At 45.0% G+C, this 17,525-nt stretch carries 18 protein-coding genes and 1 pseudogene; 3 read left to right on the top strand and 16 right to left on the bottom strand.

The features are described from left to right. The gene (locus BLW59_RS10515) at positions 1 to 1,353 is read right to left on the bottom strand and encodes an MATE family efflux transporter (RefSeq protein ID WP_074697734.1); all 1,353 of its coding nucleotides are present in this window, start codon (positions 1,351 to 1,353) and stop codon (positions 1 to 3) included. A 14-nt stretch (positions 1,354 to 1,367) separates the two neighbouring features. Next, on the bottom strand, positions 1,368 to 2,276 hold the full coding sequence (gene epsC / locus BLW59_RS10520; RefSeq protein WP_037377041.1) for a serine O-acetyltransferase EpsC: 909 nt from the start codon (positions 2,274 to 2,276) through the stop codon (positions 1,368 to 1,370). A gap of 187 nt (positions 2,277 to 2,463) precedes the next feature. Between epsC and vapB the strand changes: the two genes are divergently transcribed. After that, positions 2,464 to 2,700, top strand: coding sequence for a type II toxin-antitoxin system antitoxin VapB (gene vapB, locus BLW59_RS10525; RefSeq protein WP_074697735.1), 237 nt, complete (start codon positions 2,464 to 2,466; stop codon positions 2,698 to 2,700). Further along, positions 2,700 to 3,098, top strand: coding sequence for a type II toxin-antitoxin system tRNA(fMet)-specific endonuclease VapC (vapC, locus tag BLW59_RS10530; protein WP_318258502.1), 399 nt, complete (start codon positions 2,700 to 2,702; stop codon positions 3,096 to 3,098). Before vapB ends, vapC begins: the two co-directional genes overlap by 1 nt. A 43-nt stretch (positions 3,099 to 3,141) precedes the next feature. On the opposite strand, the gene BLW59_RS10535 is transcribed toward vapC, so the two are convergent. The 9 genes and pseudogenes from BLW59_RS10535 to kdsA all read right to left on the bottom strand — a co-directional run bounded on the left by BLW59_RS10535 (position 3,142) and on the right by kdsA (position 11,093). Continuing rightward, complete coding sequence (locus BLW59_RS10535; RefSeq protein WP_074697737.1) at positions 3,142 to 3,504, bottom strand: helix-turn-helix domain-containing protein; 363 nt, start codon at positions 3,502 to 3,504, stop codon at positions 3,142 to 3,144. An 11-nt stretch (positions 3,505 to 3,515) separates the two neighbouring features. Next, positions 3,516 to 3,980: a helix-turn-helix domain-containing protein gene (locus tag BLW59_RS10540; protein WP_074697738.1), complete on the bottom strand. Its 465-nt coding sequence runs from the start codon at positions 3,978 to 3,980 to the stop codon at positions 3,516 to 3,518. 138 nt (positions 3,981 to 4,118) lie between these two features. Further along, on the bottom strand, positions 4,119 to 5,150 hold the full coding sequence (rfbB, locus tag BLW59_RS10545) for a dTDP-glucose 4,6-dehydratase (protein ID WP_074697739.1): 1,032 nt from the start codon (positions 5,148 to 5,150) through the stop codon (positions 4,119 to 4,121). Between the two features lie 4 nt (positions 5,151 to 5,154). After that, positions 5,155 to 6,039 (bottom strand): glucose-1-phosphate thymidylyltransferase RfbA, encoded by an 885-nt coding sequence (rfbA, locus tag BLW59_RS10550; protein WP_074697740.1) that lies wholly within the window; start codon positions 6,037 to 6,039, stop codon positions 5,155 to 5,157. Between the two features lie 2 nt (positions 6,040 to 6,041). Next, complete coding sequence (gene rfbC / locus BLW59_RS10555) at positions 6,042 to 6,614, bottom strand: dTDP-4-dehydrorhamnose 3,5-epimerase (protein ID WP_074697741.1); 573 nt, start codon at positions 6,612 to 6,614, stop codon at positions 6,042 to 6,044. A gap of 748 nt (positions 6,615 to 7,362) precedes the next feature. Continuing rightward, positions 7,363 to 7,593 (bottom strand): annotated as a pseudogene (locus BLW59_RS18145) (DapH/DapD/GlmU-related protein); the annotation flags it as partial. A 366-nt stretch (positions 7,594 to 7,959) separates the two neighbouring features. Next, positions 7,960 to 9,222 (bottom strand): glycosyltransferase family 2 protein, encoded by a 1,263-nt coding sequence (locus tag BLW59_RS10565; protein ID WP_139283636.1) that lies wholly within the window; start codon positions 9,220 to 9,222, stop codon positions 7,960 to 7,962. A gap of 34 nt (positions 9,223 to 9,256) precedes the next feature. Next, positions 9,257 to 10,225, bottom strand: coding sequence for a KpsF/GutQ family sugar-phosphate isomerase (locus tag BLW59_RS10570; RefSeq protein ID WP_081348493.1), 969 nt, complete (start codon positions 10,223 to 10,225; stop codon positions 9,257 to 9,259). Between the two features lie 43 nt (positions 10,226 to 10,268). Next, on the bottom strand, positions 10,269 to 11,093 hold the full coding sequence (gene kdsA / locus BLW59_RS10575) for a 3-deoxy-8-phosphooctulonate synthase (RefSeq protein ID WP_074697745.1): 825 nt from the start codon (positions 11,091 to 11,093) through the stop codon (positions 10,269 to 10,271). 245 nt (positions 11,094 to 11,338) lie between these two features. Between kdsA and BLW59_RS10580 the strand changes: the two genes are divergently transcribed. Then, positions 11,339 to 11,917 (top strand): PD-(D/E)XK nuclease family transposase, encoded by a 579-nt coding sequence (locus tag BLW59_RS10580; RefSeq protein WP_318258503.1) that lies wholly within the window; start codon positions 11,339 to 11,341, stop codon positions 11,915 to 11,917. Between the two features lie 88 nt (positions 11,918 to 12,005). On the opposite strand, the gene BLW59_RS17400 is transcribed toward BLW59_RS10580, so the two are convergent. The 5 genes from BLW59_RS17400 to BLW59_RS10600 all read right to left on the bottom strand — a co-directional run bounded on the left by BLW59_RS17400 (position 12,006) and on the right by BLW59_RS10600 (position 17,518). Beyond that, entirely contained in the window at positions 12,006 to 12,443 is a 438-nt protein-coding gene (locus BLW59_RS17400) for a hypothetical protein (protein WP_139283637.1), read from the bottom strand. Beyond that, positions 12,388 to 13,218, bottom strand: a complete 831-nt coding sequence (locus BLW59_RS10585; RefSeq protein ID WP_139283638.1) for a hypothetical protein — start codon at positions 13,216 to 13,218, stop codon at positions 12,388 to 12,390. Before BLW59_RS10585 ends, BLW59_RS17400 begins: the two co-directional genes overlap by 56 nt. A 29-nt stretch (positions 13,219 to 13,247) precedes the next feature. Then, on the bottom strand, positions 13,248 to 13,433 hold the full coding sequence (locus BLW59_RS17405) for a hypothetical protein (RefSeq protein ID WP_139283639.1): 186 nt from the start codon (positions 13,431 to 13,433) through the stop codon (positions 13,248 to 13,250). A gap of 277 nt (positions 13,434 to 13,710) precedes the next feature. After that, positions 13,711 to 15,261 (bottom strand): hypothetical protein, encoded by a 1,551-nt coding sequence (locus tag BLW59_RS10590; protein WP_074697747.1) that lies wholly within the window; start codon positions 15,259 to 15,261, stop codon positions 13,711 to 13,713. A gap of 490 nt (positions 15,262 to 15,751) precedes the next feature. Next, positions 15,752 to 17,518: a hypothetical protein gene (locus tag BLW59_RS10600; RefSeq protein WP_074697749.1), complete on the bottom strand. Its 1,767-nt coding sequence runs from the start codon at positions 17,516 to 17,518 to the stop codon at positions 15,752 to 15,754. Between the last annotated feature and the right edge of the window lie 7 nt (positions 17,519 to 17,525).

The raw sequence follows: 17,525 nt of genomic DNA on the forward strand, positions 1-17,525 counted from the left end.
TTAGGCAGCCTTTGCCAATTTCTTTTTCAGCATGCTCAGCCTGACCATCAGCAGCACTGCACCAAACAGCACCCCGGCAATGAGCCCCAGCCAGTAGCCGTAAGGCCCCATGCCACCCTGATGAGCCAGCAGCCAGCCTCCGGGCAGCCCCACTACCCAGAAGGAAACCAATGCCATCAGGAAGGTGGCCCGCACATCCTTGCAGCCTCTGAGGGTACCCTGCAAAGGCGCATTGATGCAGTCGGCATACTGCATGGCGGTGGCATAGACGATGAACACCAGCAGCAGCTCATGCACATCGGCGTCACGGGTGTAGAGAGAAGCCACCATTTCCCGCTCAGTGTAGAGAACTGCCACTATCACCCCCACCGCCAGCAGGGAAAACAGACGGCCCAGATTGCTGTACTGCCAGGCATCCTGAGGACGTTTGGCCCCCAGCTCAAAGCCCACCAGGATAGCCAGGGCCATGCTGATGCTCATGGGAATCACATAGACCACGCTGCTGTAGTTGAAGGCCGCCTGATGGGCCGCCATGACGCTGGTGCCATAGGCAGACATCAAAAGCCCCACCAGACCGAAGATACTGCTCTCGCAGAAGATGGTAGCTCCTATGGGAATCCCCAGGGAAAGCTGCATCTTCCACTCCCGGAAATCCGGGGCAGGGAAATGTCTGAACAAGTGATAATGGTCAAAAGAGCCTATCCTGCATACCGCAGTTGCAGTAAGAAGCAATCCCACCGTCCAGGTGATGGCAGAACCAACGCCCGCTCCCACTCCGCCTAAAGCAGGCAGCCCCCAGACGCCGTACATAAGCAGGTAGTTCAGCCCAATATTCAAAGGCACGGTGACTAATGTGATGAGCATGGTCAGACGGGTCATGCCATGGGCATCGATGAAATTCCTCAGCACCGCCGTCAGGAACACGGGCACGATGCCAAAGGACACCGCCACCAGATACCCTTCCATGACCTGCGCCACCTTCGGCTCCAGCTCCATCAGTTCTATGATGGAAGGGACGAAAAGATACCCTGCCCCTATCAGAAGCAGGGACAGCAAAAGGGACCAGTAAAAAGCCTGCCTGACGATGTTGGGTATCTTCTTCACCTTGTCCGCCCCATAAAGCTGGGAGATGGTGGGAGTAAGCCCTGAAACAATCCCCAAGAGAGCCACGAACACAGGATAGAAAAGATTCACACCTGCCGCCACACCTGCCAAATCCTGCTCACTGACCTGCCCGGCCATCACCGTATTGAAAAAACCTGTGGAAACAATGGCCAGCTGGGTCACGCAAATAGGCAGAAGCACTATGCTCAGCTGCCTTAGTTTTTGCCATTTACTGTATGTCCTTTTCATTTAATCTCCTAGTGTTATTCGTGAAAGCGTGCCTCCGTAATGGCCAGCTCCTGATTCTGGACGCTGACTCTGGTAAAGGGAGCCACGGACTTGGTCAAAAACACGTTGCCGCCAATGACGGAATCGTGGCCAATCACCGTCTCGCCTCCCAGGATGGAAGCACCGCTGTAAATCGTCACATTGTCCTCGATAGTCGGGTGCCGCTTCTTGCCCCGCAGGGACTGCCCCCCACGGGTGGAAAGCCCCCCCAGGGTCACTCCCTGATAGATCTTCACATGGTCGCCAATCACCGTAGTCTCACCGATGACGATGCCCGTGCCATGGTCGATGAAGAAGTACTTGCCAATCTGCGCCCCAGGGTGAATGTCTATGCCCGTCTGGGCATGGGCATACTCAGACATGATGCGGGGCAGCACCGGCACCCCCAGAATGAAGAGCTCATGGGCAAAGCGGTAGACTGTGACCGCACGAAGCCCCGGGTAGGACACAATGATCTCATCCGTATTCTCCGCTGCAGGATCACCCTCGTAAAAGGCCTCTATATCCAGCAGCAGATGCTCTCTCACGCGGGGGATAGCGTTGATAAAGGACTTGGTTATCTCCACGGCCTTATCCTGCCTCTCCGCCTCAGTCATATCCCCGTGACGGTACCGCAAGGCCAGCTGCACCTGCTGTTGCACATGATAAGCCACATCTTCCATCAACGTGGTAAGGAAGTGCCTGATATTATAGAACTTCAGGGAGCGGTCACGGAAGTAGCCAGGATAGACCAGCTGAAAGAGCTTGTCCACCATGTCCTCCACCTTTTCCCTATTGGGCAGCTGCAGGAACTTCATCTGCTCTGCAATGCCGCAGGCCCCCCCGGAGCACCCTAAAATCTCCTCAGTAATCCGCTCGAACTCCGTAAATCTCAAATCATCCATGCCGTCCCGCCACCTCTACACTATAGAATGTCATAGTCAGTATACTACCTGCCATAATGACTGCTGTCAAGGCATGTCTTCTACATTAAAATTGCCTTGGAATCAGAAAGCTCATGAATATCACTCCCATCATTTCCAATTGACCAAATATATACCATGATATATACTATATTAAGGAGGTGGTTTTATGCTTACTGCAAAGATTTTCCAAAACGGTCGCAGCCAAGCCGTGCGACTGCCTAAAGAGTACCGCTTCACCGAAAGCGAAGTCCTCACTCACAAAGTGGGCGATGTGCTCATGTTAATACCAAAATCAAAAGAGGACAGTTGGGATACCCTCCTTGCCAGTCTCGACTTATTCAGCGAGGATTTCATGTCTGACGGGCGTGGTGACACCATGCAGCAGGAAAGGGAAATGTTCTGATGTATATGCTTGACACCAATATCTGCATCTTTGCCATCAAGAAACGTCCCGAAAAGGTGCTTGCACATCTGAAAGCCCACCGTCCCTCTGAAATCTGCATATCATCCATCACCTATGCCGAGCTATGCCACGGTGTGGAAAAAAGCCAGGCCAGGGAACGCAATTGGCTGGCCCTTACCTTATTTCTTTCTTCCATTGCTATCCTTCCATTCAATGAAACAGCTTCCCTTGAATATGGTCGGGTTCGCGCTTCCCTGGAACAACAAGGCACCCCCATCGGCCCTCTAGACTCACTCATAGCCGCCCATGCAAAATCATTGGACATGACGCTGGTAACCAACAACACCCGTGAATTCCAGCGTGTCAAAGGACTGAAAATTGAAGACTGGGCAACTTAAAGAATGCCTGCATGCGGCGTCCCGTCACATGCAGGCATTCTTTTCATTCAGCGACACTTTCTCCTGCCTCTTTCCATCGTTTAACCAGCCACAGCAAATGCTCTTTGTACTCCGGACTTATGTCTCGGAATAAACTAAGCAGAACCTGCTCATCCTGAAGCAATTCGTTCTCAGCTTTAGGGCGCTCGTCCCCCATCAGCCAGGATAAGCTGACATTCTCTGTGCTGGCGATGAGGACCAGACCGTCCACATCAGGTTGCCCAGAACCTCGCAGCCAGCCCAGAAAAGCATTTCTGGTCACCCCCAGCCGTCTGGCGTACTCCACCTGTGTCATTTTGTGGTTTTGGTCTTTGGCCCGTTTCCACAATTCGTTTATCCGTTCATGAAACTTATTCTTCCAAACCATAGCAAATTTACCTACTCCGCAGTATCTTCCCGGGCCTGCTTCCACCGCTTCACCAGTCTGGAGGCCAGATTCACAGAAGCTTCGATGCCAAATTTCTCCTTCAGCATATTCGCCACAGCCTTATTGGTACAGTAGTTACCGGTATCCAGCTCCGCCCACACCTGCTCTTCTACGCCCTCGGTCTTTTTCTTTCGACCTGAGCCGGGCTTGATGGTGAACAGCTCAGAGGTGGGCTCCTGCTCCTCCATGGTTTTCCTCAGAGCCCGTACGCTGCGGATGCACATACCAGTAAGGGCCACAATCTCCGCATTGCCCATGCCAGCCACCAGGAGCAGCATGGCAGTGGCCCGCTTGGAAAGAGTAGGCGGCATCAGCGTCCCCATGTACTTCATGGTAGCATCAACCCAGCCATCGAACTCGCCGGTGTAGCTGTATTGGATTCTTTGGCGTCCGGTTTTGGATTTGTATTTCTCCATAATCTCCTCCCAGCTTATTTTTATTTTGCAATATTGCGTTTATCACATAGCGTTAATGGCCTCTTAACCCACTATGTCTATAGCTGCTCAGTTATTAGCCTATTCGTAATATGCGTTCTTGGAGCTTGTTTTTTAAAATCATGGTTCAATCAATAACCTGCCGTACATATTATCGTAGTAGTTCTGGTATTCGCCAGAGATAATACGCTGCCACCAGTCCTTATGCTCCTGATACAATTTGACAGTAGCCTTGATTCCAACCTCCGGACTGGTAGTTGGTTCCCACCCCAACTCCTCGCGAATCTTGGTGGGATCTATGGCGTAACGGCGGTCATGACCTTTGCGGTCAGTTACATGCTCGATAAGCATCTCATCCTTACCCAGTTCTTTCAGGATGGCCTTCACCACCTGGATATTTGTCCGCTCATTGTGGCCGCCGATGTTGTATACCTCCCCCACTTTCCCCTTGCGCAGGATGATTTCTATAGCAGCGCAATGATCTTTCACAAAGAGCCAGTCACGGACATTGAGCCCATCACCGTAGACAGGCAACTTCTTGTCATGCATGGCGTTGATAATCATGAGGGGAATGAGCTTCTCCGGGAAGTGGAAAGGCCCATAGTTGTTGGAACAGCGAGAGATGGTCACTGGCAGGCCATAGGTCCGATGGTAAGCCATCACCAGCAAATCTGCGGAGGCCTTGGAAGCAGAGTATGGACTGCTGGTGTGCAGCGGAGTCTCCTCGGTGAAGAAAAGGTCGGGACGGTCAAGAGGCAGGTCGCCATACACCTCATCTGTGGACACCTGATGGTATCGTTTAATGCCGTATTTGCGGCAGGCATCCATAAGGACACTGGTGCCTATGACATTGGTCTGGAGGAAAATCTCCGGGTTCTCAATGGAGCGGTCTACATGGGACTCCGCCGCAAAATTCACTATGACATCCGGTTTCTCTGCCTCAAACATCTTGTAGACAGCCTCGCGATCTGCGATATCTCCCTTGATGAACTTGAAGTTCGCGTTTTTCTGAGCCTCTTCCAAAGTAGCCAGATTTCCCGCATAAGTCAGCTTGTCATAGCATATAATCCTGTCCTCAGGACGTTTCTCCAGCATGTAGTAGACGAAGTTGGCACCAATAAACCCGGCACCGCCGGTTACAACAATATTCATATTCTCAGCCCCTATTACTTTCCTTTGCCAGCACCTGCAAATACTTCCCATAAGCATTCTTTCTCATAGGCTCTGCCAGTCTCAGCAGCTGCTCACTGTCAATATAGCCCATGCGGAAGGCAATCTCTTCGATACAGGCCACTTTCAGCCCCTGGCGGGCTTGGATAGTCTGGACGAACTGGGCCGCCTGCAGTAAGGACTCATGGGTTCCCGTATCCAGCCAGGCATAGCCCCGGCGCATCTTCTCCACACGGAGTTTCCCAACCTCCAGATAAGCTTTGTTCACATCGGTAATTTCCAGCTCTCCCCTGGGCGAGGGCTTCACTGCTTTGGCAATGTCAACTATATCTTTGTCATAGAAGTATAGTCCCGTGACGGCGTAGTTTGACTTCGGCTCCTGCGGCTTCTCCTCCAGGCTGGTGGCTCGACCTTCCTTGTCAAAAGCCACCACACCGTAGCGCTCAGGGTCGGACACATAATAAGCAAAGACCGTGGCCCCATCATCACAGGAAGCAGCCCGCTGCATGGCCTTGGCCAGATCCGAACCATAGAAAATATTGTCCCCCAGCACCAAGGCACAGGAATCGCCCTTGATGAAATCTTCCCCAATCAGGAAAGCCTGAGCCAGCCCATCGGGACTTGGCTGCACAGCATAACTGATGCTGATTCCCAGCTGGCTGCCATCTCCCAGCAATAATCGGAACATTTCCTGGTCATGGGGCGTAGTGATGATCAGAATATCATTGATGCCCGCCAGCAGTAGCGTGCTCAAGGGGTAATAAATCATAGGCTTGTCGTACACCGGCATCAGCTGCTTTGATACTACTTCGGTCAAAGGATAAAGCCGGGTGCCAGAACCACCTGCCAGGATAATGCCTTTTTTAATCAAAATTAGTCCTCCCTATAAACGAAATTGATTTCCTTACGCTCCATGCGCTCTGCCAGAGTGGGCGCCTTATCATCCTTGGTGGAGAGAATCACTGGCTGGATAGGCCACGCCACCCCTATATCAGGATCATCCCAGCGCACATTGCCATCACACTCAGGTGCGTAGTAGTTGTCAGCCTTATACTGCACTTCCACATCATCCGTAAGGGTGATGAAGCCATGGGCAAATCCACGGGGAATGAAGAGCTGCTTCTTGTTCTCTGCGGACAGTTCCACGCCCACCCACTTGGCATACTGGGGAGAGCCCTGGCGGATATCAACTGCCACATCAAAAATCCGACCTCTGGTGCAGCGCACCATCTTGGCCTGGCACATAGGATTCTTCTGATAGTGCAATCCCCGCAGTATCCCTTTTTGGGCAGAGAAGGACTGATTGTCCTGCACAAAATTTACCTGCAGCCCAGCCTCCTCCAATTTCCGCCGGGACCAGCTCTCCATGAACCAGCCGCGCTCATCCCCAAAAACCTGCGGTTCCACTACATAAACACCTTTGAGCTTTGTTTCTGTAACTTTCATTCTCTTTGCTCCCCTTACCTTATTGCTATAGACATGCCTCAAAGCGCCATCCAAGTTCCCATATACTCATCTTCTTTATTGCAAGGAAGACATCATTTTCGTAAAGAAGCGTTCCTGCTTTACCGTTGAAGACTTCCTTATAATTCTGATTCGACAGCAGCTCCATATCCAGCCGTCCGTTCCAGACTTCCCAAAACGATTTCAGCAGCAGGCTCTGCAACGAAGATACATACAACTTGCCCTGCGGCAGTGACTTAGGCCATTTCTCCAAAGCCTGCCAGTCTGTCAGCATCTGGCGACCTGTTATCGGTTCTTTTGCTACAGCTCGCAAACGCCCTTGGCTATCTACTATGGGAAGTTCCCGGAGTTCTTGCCCCTCAAAAGCCTTTTCTCCTACAGCCATCAAATCTCTCAGGTTCGCCTGGTCAATGGGCCTGTCAAACACAATTGACGGAATCTGTTCGAACTTCAGACTCCAGTCGCCCCTTCCGTTTGGAACAATGCTATTACGCCCTCTCACAGCAGCCCTATTTGTGTAAGTTCCATTATCATCCAACAGGTAAATATTATCGGCTCCGCCTTCAAAGTAATTGACACAATCCATCACAGTGACAGAATTTGCCTTGACTGCTGCCTCTACAGACGAGACAATTTTGCCAACGTTCCCTGTCCAGTCAGGTTTTCCTAACAGTTCTTCGTAATGCTTGGTTATAAAGAGTTTAGGCTGATAAAAATCTTCAATATGGTCCTTAATCTTCTCCTTCTCCCAGTCCCACCAACGTATTTTTAAGAGCTTGTATATTTCTTCATCATCAAAGCGCTTTCTAATAGGCCGGGCCGGTACACCACCCACTATGGTATAAGGTAGCACATCCTTAGTCACCACCGCACCGGCTGCCACCACAGCCCCATCCCCAATAGTAACGCCAGGAACTATCAAAGCGTTGAAGCCTATCCACACATCATTGCCTATCACCACTGGAGGATTATGGCGTATCTCTGAACCAGAGCTATTGCCGTGATATCGCCCATACTTCTTGCAAAATTCCAGTTTATGCTGATGCTCTTCTTCATCATCACTATAAGGAGGCTTTATATCCAGAAAAGGTGAGGTTGTAACCATAAAGGGATGATTGTCCAGGACTCTAGCCCCCTTAGCAATGGAACAAAAACTGCCGATACTCTTGCAATTGCCACCAAAGAAGCTTAGGAATTCCTCATAGCCGTAGCTACAACGCCCCACAGCAGTATCCCCCACCTTACTATCTTCCCATTTAAACTCCTTAGCCATCTGAAGTCCCTCTTTTAGTCGTATTACCACAACTAAACTTACAATTACTGTCTATCAAAACAGCCAATCATTTGCATCTATAAAATCTGTACTTTCCCGATACCCCATATCGCATAAAATTCTTTTCTTTTCTTCATAACCACCTATAACGATAACAAATAATTTCACCGCTTCATCAGCAAGGCTGTTGAAAGTTACAAGCGGTATTCCCCTATACGATACCCCCTTAAAATCATCACAAACTATAAAGCTGATAAACTCCAATAAAAATTCAGGTATTGCTCCAAGCTTGTAGAACGCATCTCGATTGATACAGACAGCAGTCCTTCTTCTCTTTGCAATTTGTAGTACCGAATACCATCCACCCAAATTTATAGTATTATATTCAACTTTATGGGCTGATCTTAAGTTTTGTGGATTCAATTTCAACCTAATTATTGATGCTTCTACCTCATCATAAGGAATAAATCTTAAAAGCCCCGCCAAAGCATCCTGTCGTGCTTTACCCTCGACTTTATTTCTTGTCAAACGTATAATCCTGTCACATTGCTCCCCCGTCATACCATATGCTTGATATAACGGCAGCCACCTTTCAAATACATATAAAAACGTAGCCAAAAAATCTTGTTTAAAGCGTATGCTGTCAGCCTGCATAAAGCTATGAACTAATGGCACAGGATTATAGACAACTTTGTGTTTTTGAGGAAGCACCATGCGCAAGAAGAATTCCCAATCCTGCAGCCTCTTCAGTTTTTCATTAAATCCTTCCATAGACTCCAGGCACTTACGCTTGATGCAAACCACATTGGTATCTATGGAATTTTCGCCAAGCATAGATTTAGCCAGTCCCAGCAGATCTACCAGCCCTTTTTTCTGGTACAGCGGATGCGTCCTTATTGGTACTTCTTCCTGAACATTGCCTCTCGGGTCGAAAATAACCAAACGGCAAAGGGAAATATCTGCCCCAAATTCACCCAACATATCAAGCTGGCTTCTCAAAAAATCCGGCAGCCACTTGTTGTCAGTATCCAAGAAGCAGATATATTCTCCCTGTGCCATCTCAAGGCCGATATTTCTGGCGTGATTGCCGCCTTGATTCACAGCGTATGCATGATACACGATTCTATCGTCATCAAACTGCCTAACAACCTCTGCCGTATTGTCCTTGGAGCCATCATCCACAATTATCAGCTCAAAATTTGAGTAAGTTTGAGCTAATGCACTTCTTATAGCCTCACCTATAACGCCAGCTCTATTGTAGGTGGGCATTATAATCGAAACCAAGCCAGACTTCATATATTTTTCCTTTTCTATCACTAAATCACCCTACATGGCAAAATGCTCTTCATAACTACACCACACCCTGCCGCAAAAGATCCGTCAGATGCACAATGCCCACGGGATTTTTCTCCGCATCAACCACCGGCAACACTGCTACAGGCCGTGGTTTATGCTTTTCCATAACAGAAAGAGCAGATGCGGCCAATTTGTCCTTGGCAATAGTAAGGGGCGTTTCGCACATGATATGCTCCACCGGCTCGTCCAAAAACTTATAATCCTTTGCCAGAGCCCTTCGGATAATGCCGTCGGTTATAAGACCGATGAATTTTCCCTCGCTATTCACTACTGAAACAGCCCCCAAGCCCTTGTCCGTCATAATAAACAAAGCATCCTTGGCAGTCCTGCCCGCTGCTATAATAGGGTTCTCCTCCCCAGTGTGCATGACATTCTCTACCTTCAGCAGGAGCTTTCTGCCCAGTGCTCCCCCGGGGTGAAACATGGCAAAATCCTGACGGGTAAAGTTCCTGGCACTCATAATGGCCACAGCCATGGCATCCCCCATGGCAAGAGTAGCAGTAGTGCTGGCAGTAGGCGCCAGTCCCAGCGGACAGGCTTCCCTCTCCACACCAATGTCAATGAAATGATCCGCGTTGCGCCCCAAGTTCGAATCACGACGTCCACAGAAAGCTATGACAACGGCCCCTATGCGGCGAATGATAGGCAGGATATTTACCACCTCCGAACTCTCTCCGCTGTTTGATATGGCAATAACCACATCATTTTCCGTAACCATGCCCAAATCTCCATGGAAAGCCTCGCCAGGGTGCATAAAAAAAGCTGGGGTGCCGGTGCTGGCCAAGGTAGCGGCCAGCTTACGGCCGATATGGCCGGATTTACCCATACCCGTCACTACTACGCGAGCCTGGCAAGCCAATATGCACTGAACTGCCGCTTCAAATTCCGCATCTATGCGGCTCTTCAACGCTGCTACAGCTCTCGACTCAATTTCCAGTGTCTCAATGGCTTTATCCATTATCATCGACATATACCGTGTCTCCTTGTCAATCAGGTTCTTTCTCTGCTTATAGTTTCTTGCGTACAATTTCATGGATGGCCAATGCATCCTTCAAAAGATTCTCGAGCTTGTCCAAATAAACCATATTGGCACCATCAGACAAAGCCTCCTCAGGATTATCATGGACTTCCAAAAAGAGAGCATCCACTCCTACCCCCACGGCTGCCCTTACCAAATACTCCACATACTCCCGGTTGCCGGAAGATGTAGCACCGGCGCCGCCGGGCAGTTGTACGCTGTGAGTGCCGTCAAAAACCACAGGATAGCCAAAGGAGCGCATGATAGGCAGTGAGCGCATATCCACCACCAGATTGTTGTAACCAAAGGAAGCGCCGCGCTCGGTGAGCATCATCTGGTCACAGCCAGACTCATGAAGCTTGTCCACCACATTCCGCATATCCTTAGGAGCCAGGAACTGCCCCTTCTTTACATTCACTACCCGCCCTGTCTGGGCAGCTGCATGAAGAAGATCCGTCTGACGAGAAAGGAAAGCAGGAATCTGCAGGATGTCTGCCACCCTTGCTACCGGTGCAGCCTGGCTCTGCTCGTGAATATCCGTCACCACAGGCACATCCAGCTCTTTCTTGATGATCTCCAGCATTTCCAAGCCCTTCTCTAGGCCAGGGCCGCGGAAGCTATGGAAGGAAGAACGGTTGGCTTTGTCAAAAGAAGCCTTGAACACATAAGGAATGCCAAGACGAGAGCAGATATCCTTGATGGTGCGTCCGATGTAAAGGCAACGGTCCAGCCCCTCAAGCACACAGGGTCCTGCCATAAGAGCCAATGGCTCCCCAGCGCCAATCTTGAAATTGCCAACTGTAATTTTATTCATAAGTAAGATCTCTCCTTCGAGCTAAGTCTTGTTGACCGATTTTTTCAGAATATTATTTTTTTATCTACGTATTTGTGTTATACTATAGGCGAAAGGATGATGCTGCGTGAGCATATTCAAATCAGGACACAATCCCAAATACCTTGAGGCCATAAAAAAGTTTCGTCTTATCGACGATACCTTCTTCAATATCTGTTTTGATGGCAGCGTCGAATGGACGCAGCGTCCGCTTTGATGTCCTTGCTATGGATAACGATGGCAAAATCTACAACATAGAAATCCAACGTGCCGATGAAGGAGCCATCCCTAAGCGAGCCAGGTTTAACACCTGCCTCATCGACTCAAGAGAAGTTGCAAAAGGCACAGATTATAAGGATTTTCCCGAGATATGGGTTATCTTCATCACCGAAAATGACATCTTCGGTGCAGGGCATCCCATCTACCATGTAAACCGTACCATCAAGGAGTTAAACCACCAGGACTTTGATGATGACTCCCACATTATGTACATAAACGGTGCCTACAGAAATGATGATTCTCTAGGTCTACTAATGCGGGATTTTTTCTGCTCTGATCCGTCTAAAATGCATTATCAGGAATTAGCCAATCGGGCCGATTTTTTCAAGAACAAATCAAAAGGAGTAAATGCCATGTGTGAAATAATGAAAAAATTGATGAATGAAGAACGTGACGTTGCCATCGATGAAGTTCGCACTAATACTGCTATAGAGATGTTGCGTGACAATGTACCAATGGAAAAAATCGTAAAATATTCTCAATTGCCCCAAGAACGCATCGAGAAACTAGCACAACAGATACGCTAAATTCCCCCAAGAAAAGGTTGTCTGCAGGCAGGCAACCTTTTTTAGTTTCATTCCTTAACCTTGTATATCATTATGCTTAGACTTATCTTTAGCTATTTCCCCCTCTGCATAAGCTACTAAAATATCCCAAAATATAAGCATAAAATTTCATATACGGATGCAAAAATACTCCCACTTGAATAAAACCATCAGAAAAGATATTAGCAGGCAAAGAAAAAAATGATAACAAATTCTTCCAATCACTTTCCCGCAAATCTTTGTACCCGATCAAATCCTTATGTCTTCGTGAAATAATTTCTCTAGCTATGAGATCATACGGAAGGAAAAACACCGTGCCTCTGCATAAAGACTCCAGCACATATTTTGTTCTTTGTGCTTCACGATATATATCAGCCACATTATCACTATGGAAAGAACTGACATACATAATTTGCCTGATTTTATACCGCCTTATCAAAGCCACTACACCACTAAGCACATCTGTACTCTGTGGGGGGGGCATTGTAAAAGAAAACTTTCTTCCCATGAAAGTCTTCCATAACTTCGACACCTAATTGGTCGATCAGATCACTGACACAGATGGAATCCCCACAGATAAGTGTGTAGGCAGGCAGTTTTTCCAACAAAGAAATTAACCTTTTCCTTAAATTATCCTTGGCAGCATTCATGGCAATATCATAATTCTTTACGAAAGATTCCTGATGATGTAAAACATGAAACAGACTCAAAAAACCTAGATTACTAGGATGCAAAGAACTATCACAAATCAAACATGAAAAATCTTCCAAGGGGCTTTGATGACGGATCTTATATGTATTATTGCTAAGATATCCCTCAAAATTTCTCAAAGTGTATAGAGGATTATGGTTCCTGCCGGAATCTGCATCAAAAACTTCTCTAAAAAATAAATCATAATAGAAGATTTCAGTTTTCACAGATATGTTTTTAAGATATAATTCCAAAACATTCAGTGTCTTTTCCGCCAGCGCCAAATCTTTTCGGAGATTTATATGCTCCTTTTTTATAAGAGTAAATCCACCAACAAAGTCATCATTGTGAATTATTCCTAAATCCACTACATTTCCAAACCTTAAATCAGGAACGAAAAGAACAACTTTCTCAATACCATGCTTTAAAATTTCCTGCTTTGTGTTATTGAATACGTGCGGATTCCATAATGGTGTACCAGGATACCCATGACAAACATATTGTCCCGTATCTGGCAAATCACCAGCTACAAAGGCATGCTTCATGCGTACCATATGACTTGAGCCAATAAGAAGAGTCTTATCACTGTTCACGTACATCCTTCTTCCAAATGTATTTCAACTCATTCAACTATAGTCCTATACAAAGGATCACTTGGTGAATATTCCAACATTCTCTCTTTCTCACAAGAAATATTCCAAATAATATTTTTATGCTTGATATTTGCAGGCATTTCATCAAGTAAAATATTACTTTCCTCAAAGGCACAATTTACTAAGGTGCGGGTTGCCAATACGCTGTCATTCATAACTAATGCCTTAGGATAAAACTCCGCATTCTGACAGATCAAATTTCTGTCCCAAGAAAAATATCACTATAATTATTTAATCTCTCATGCGTAGTTCTATCAAAAATATCATGAGTATTCCTTCCCATAAAATAAATATCATGAGCATATAAATCATGACTGACAGTATGAACCATCCTGCCATCCCCAACTGCAGATTTAATAAGCACCTGGCCATTAAAGAAGTTCTTATCCCCTATTTCAACAAGCACATTCCTTGGCAGTCTGCCACTTATGTTCAAAGAATCTCTATGCACTTCAATGAGTGCACCTTTGCATCATCTCCTATCCAAAACTGTGGCGCTCTTACAATAAATCTCTCTGTCATCTCCGATATGACATAATCAGGCTTAAATTTTTCAATCAGATCCATATGTATCGTACCTACAGTCCTACACACCAATAGTTCCATAAAACAAGCATGAAAGAAAGGTGTTATATTATGTGAAAAAGAATCTCCAAAAATTAATACTTTCTTATTACTCAAGTAATCTGCTTTATTTTTGTAATATTCAACTCTACCTGTATTTTCTATGTCATTACTGTAAATCAAATGCTCCTCATTGCCCGTTTCCTTAAGAAATACATATTCAGAATCACGCATTGGTGACATCTTTGATCCCAAGTCACCGATATTCTTTCTTGACTCAAAAGAAAATTCTTTTTTCCTATAGTCATCGAGACTAAAATCAAAATATTTCTTTATCAATTCTTCAAAACATAACTCAGCTCCAAGAAATGTATAGTGTGTATCAGTTTTGCTATAACTGCTCTCCTTTTGAGACAAAATATCACAAGGATAAAAAAATCTATCTAAACCGGAATCATTTACAATTTCATGTAACTGATCTATAGGTCTGCACATACTTTTCTCGTGTGGATAGAACCGAGGAAAAACTGACTCCTTACTGGGAGGGACAAAAAGAATGAACCCAGGTAACTCCTTAGCCCTATCAAGAAAAGTTCTCCATTCCGCTTGTACCTTATCTAACATAAGGCTACGTCCACAAAATTGATCTACACTCTTGTTAGTATCATTGTCTAAAAAAAGCCAGCCATTCTTACCTTCCAATACACCTAAAATCCTCTTACTAGAAACGCGTGCTCTATATTCATTGTCACCCCAACAAAGAACCAATTCAGAGACTTGAGGCAAATTATCAAGCCTAAATTTATATAGATCTTCCATGATTACAGGATATAGTTTTATCACCTCCCCATTTTTGTAGTTTATGATAATAAAAGGCAAATTATCATTTTTTCTTTTCAAGGAAAATTGAAAGCAGTCCTTGCGTTTCATACGAAGTAGAATAGATTTTGAAAGTCCCGTAGGGAGATCCTCTAAATTTGCGTCAAAAAACAAATCAATTTCATGCCTTTCATTACAATATGAAAGGCACATATCCTGCATTTCCACAGCCAATTTGTGCTCCGGCCATTTGTACATCGCACGTCGTTCAACCTTTTCCATCTGCTTCATATTACCCAACCCCATATAACAGCGGAAAAGTCTGGATAAGATATTAATATTTCCCATGCCAAGCTTTTTTATAATATACAACCATTCTGTGACAGCCTCTTGAAATTTCCCATCTTTCATCATCACCTCAGCCAAGCAACGATGTACTTCATATGAATCCGGGAAGAACTGTAACATCTCACAAAAAAAAGTTTCTCCATCCTTTATTTTATCTCTAGATAAAAGATGATAGTAAACCTTTCTTATGACTTCTTCATTCAAAATCCCCATATCGATAAAAACATTCCATAATGTTTCATTCTCAGGCACTCCTAATCACCTCATTTCTATAAACATATTCATTTACAAACGGGACACAAATCGTATCCATTAACATCAAAATATATATCACTATGAATATTGTTACAAGACTTACATAGTGGAACTATGTACCAACGTCTATCATTTCCATCCTGTTTTTGAACGTGACCTCCAACTGTCGCTTCATTCAAGCAAATGTTACGAGAACAATAAGAAAACTTCCTCCCCATAGTTTCTTCCCAATATTCCCGCCATGATCCATATCCGTATGGTGGTTCATTATATCTTGATGCGGCAGTTCCAGATAAATTATGCACTTGCATATTTACACTCCATTCTCAGGGCGTGTTGCAAAGCTCTCCATTTTGGTGTGTCAACTTTTAAAAATGCTATTTTAAAATCGCAACATATTATTTTCAGACGGAATTTTCAATACGCCATAATAAAGCCATATTATTATATATTAAATTTCATGATATTATCTTTTTAGAAGTCACTATCAACGTTTCCTTACAATTTGCACCTTACCACTTTCAGAAATCAAAAGGAATAGATAGTCTCCAACTTCTCCTTTTTTCATACACTCAAATCTGTAACCGTAATCCATTGTATTTGACAAATTAAATGCTTCCTGTACGTCGCTCCTCTTGTTCACCACCCTATGGCGGCTAATATACTCACCTTTGCAGAAAACCAGCACGTTGATTGGTGGAATCTTTCTGTCTTTTTCGTATGCCCATCCGAGAACAAACATTGTTTTCTCTCTTACTTCAACCTTATCCAAACATTGCACAAATATCGCTTCTACCGGCAAAATCATCTTACTTTTCTTGCCAAATTTATCCAAAATTCCCAATTCGATATTATCTCCCATTTCTGTTAAACTATTAATATTATAGTACGTATTCACCAACAATGATGGTATTGATATTTCTAAAGTATCCCTACCTGCTTCATCCCTAAATTCATCCGGGATAAGCATCTCAATCCCCTCAGAGAACCTCTCTGCATAAATCGACCAGAATGAACCTGTCCCCAAGATTCCTTCATCCTTCATCTCTCGATAGAAATCAAATAGTCGATAAATAAGTTTCGTGTTAAAAACACTTTCATTAGGATGAAAATAATGTCCCATCAAAAAAGAAACAGCTACATCTAGATTTTTAGAAACTTCATCATTCACATCAATAGCACTAGAAGTATAATCCATAAGTCCCGATATATTATAGACCGCCTCTCCAGCTGAAAAAGACTTTTTACCGCTTAAAAGAGCCTCAAATGAAAGAGAACTATTAATAGATATAACCGCCTCAGCATGCACATACCAATCAATGGTTTCAACTGCTCCCACGGAACTATCCAGGAAGTGCACATGATCATAGGAATCCGCCAAAAGTTTGGCTTGGTATTGTGCCTTAAGATTATACGCTCGATTCTTGGCCCCTGGATGCCCCTTTACTACCAAATCATAACCAGAATCCTTAAAGTCTTCTATAATTTGCCTTAAGAATTCAACTGGGTTATTGTACCTCGAACATAACACAGTATTTAAATCATCAGCCAATTGAAGGGCTACAAAAATATACTTATTATGCAAACATTTAAAAGGCTCGTCTTTTGTCTCATCCACCGTCAGGGTGAGTGGCCTGTCATAAACATTTGCATTCACGCCCTTAACACTCCAGATACGCCTGGATAAAACCAGCTGGGGCTTAAAGTCCTCCAATTTAGCTTTACGGACAGAGGACATTCCATTTGTTCCTTCATGATCAAAGTAAATAGTGGGAGGGAATGGCATACGAGTAGGTCCTAATTCTGCAAACAATGAAATTAGATTATTATCTTCAGCATATTTCTTCACAGCACCATTATCAGACCACGCCAGAACATAATCGAAATCAAAAACATCTCTATGTATCCTATCCAAGATACCATAGTAAAATTCCGTAATCTTCCCTCTGCCCATTACAAGGTCATTGCGTTCCTGGATGGCCAAATCATCCCACTGACGTAGATAGTCATATATGATATTGCTTTCTTTTTCGGTGGGGCGCAAACAAATAGGTGCTACTTTTCCAATATCATGCACGACAGCAGTTATTGTGGCATCATTGCCAAAAATTCTTACTTCACAATCCTCAGGAAGTTGGTTTACCAGGGCAGGAATAATTTTTCTAACCTCGGCATTCAAAAATTGTGAAAAAGAATTTCTAATAGGATGAGGCTCAATATAAAAGAGAAGTTTTTTCATTATCTTATTTCCCATCTATCTT

Origin of the sequence: Selenomonas sp. KH1T6, from assembly GCF_900108415.1 — a bacterium.
In the GTDB taxonomy this organism is placed as follows: Bacteria; Bacillota; Negativicutes; order Selenomonadales; family Selenomonadaceae; genus Selenomonas_B; species Selenomonas_B ruminantium_A.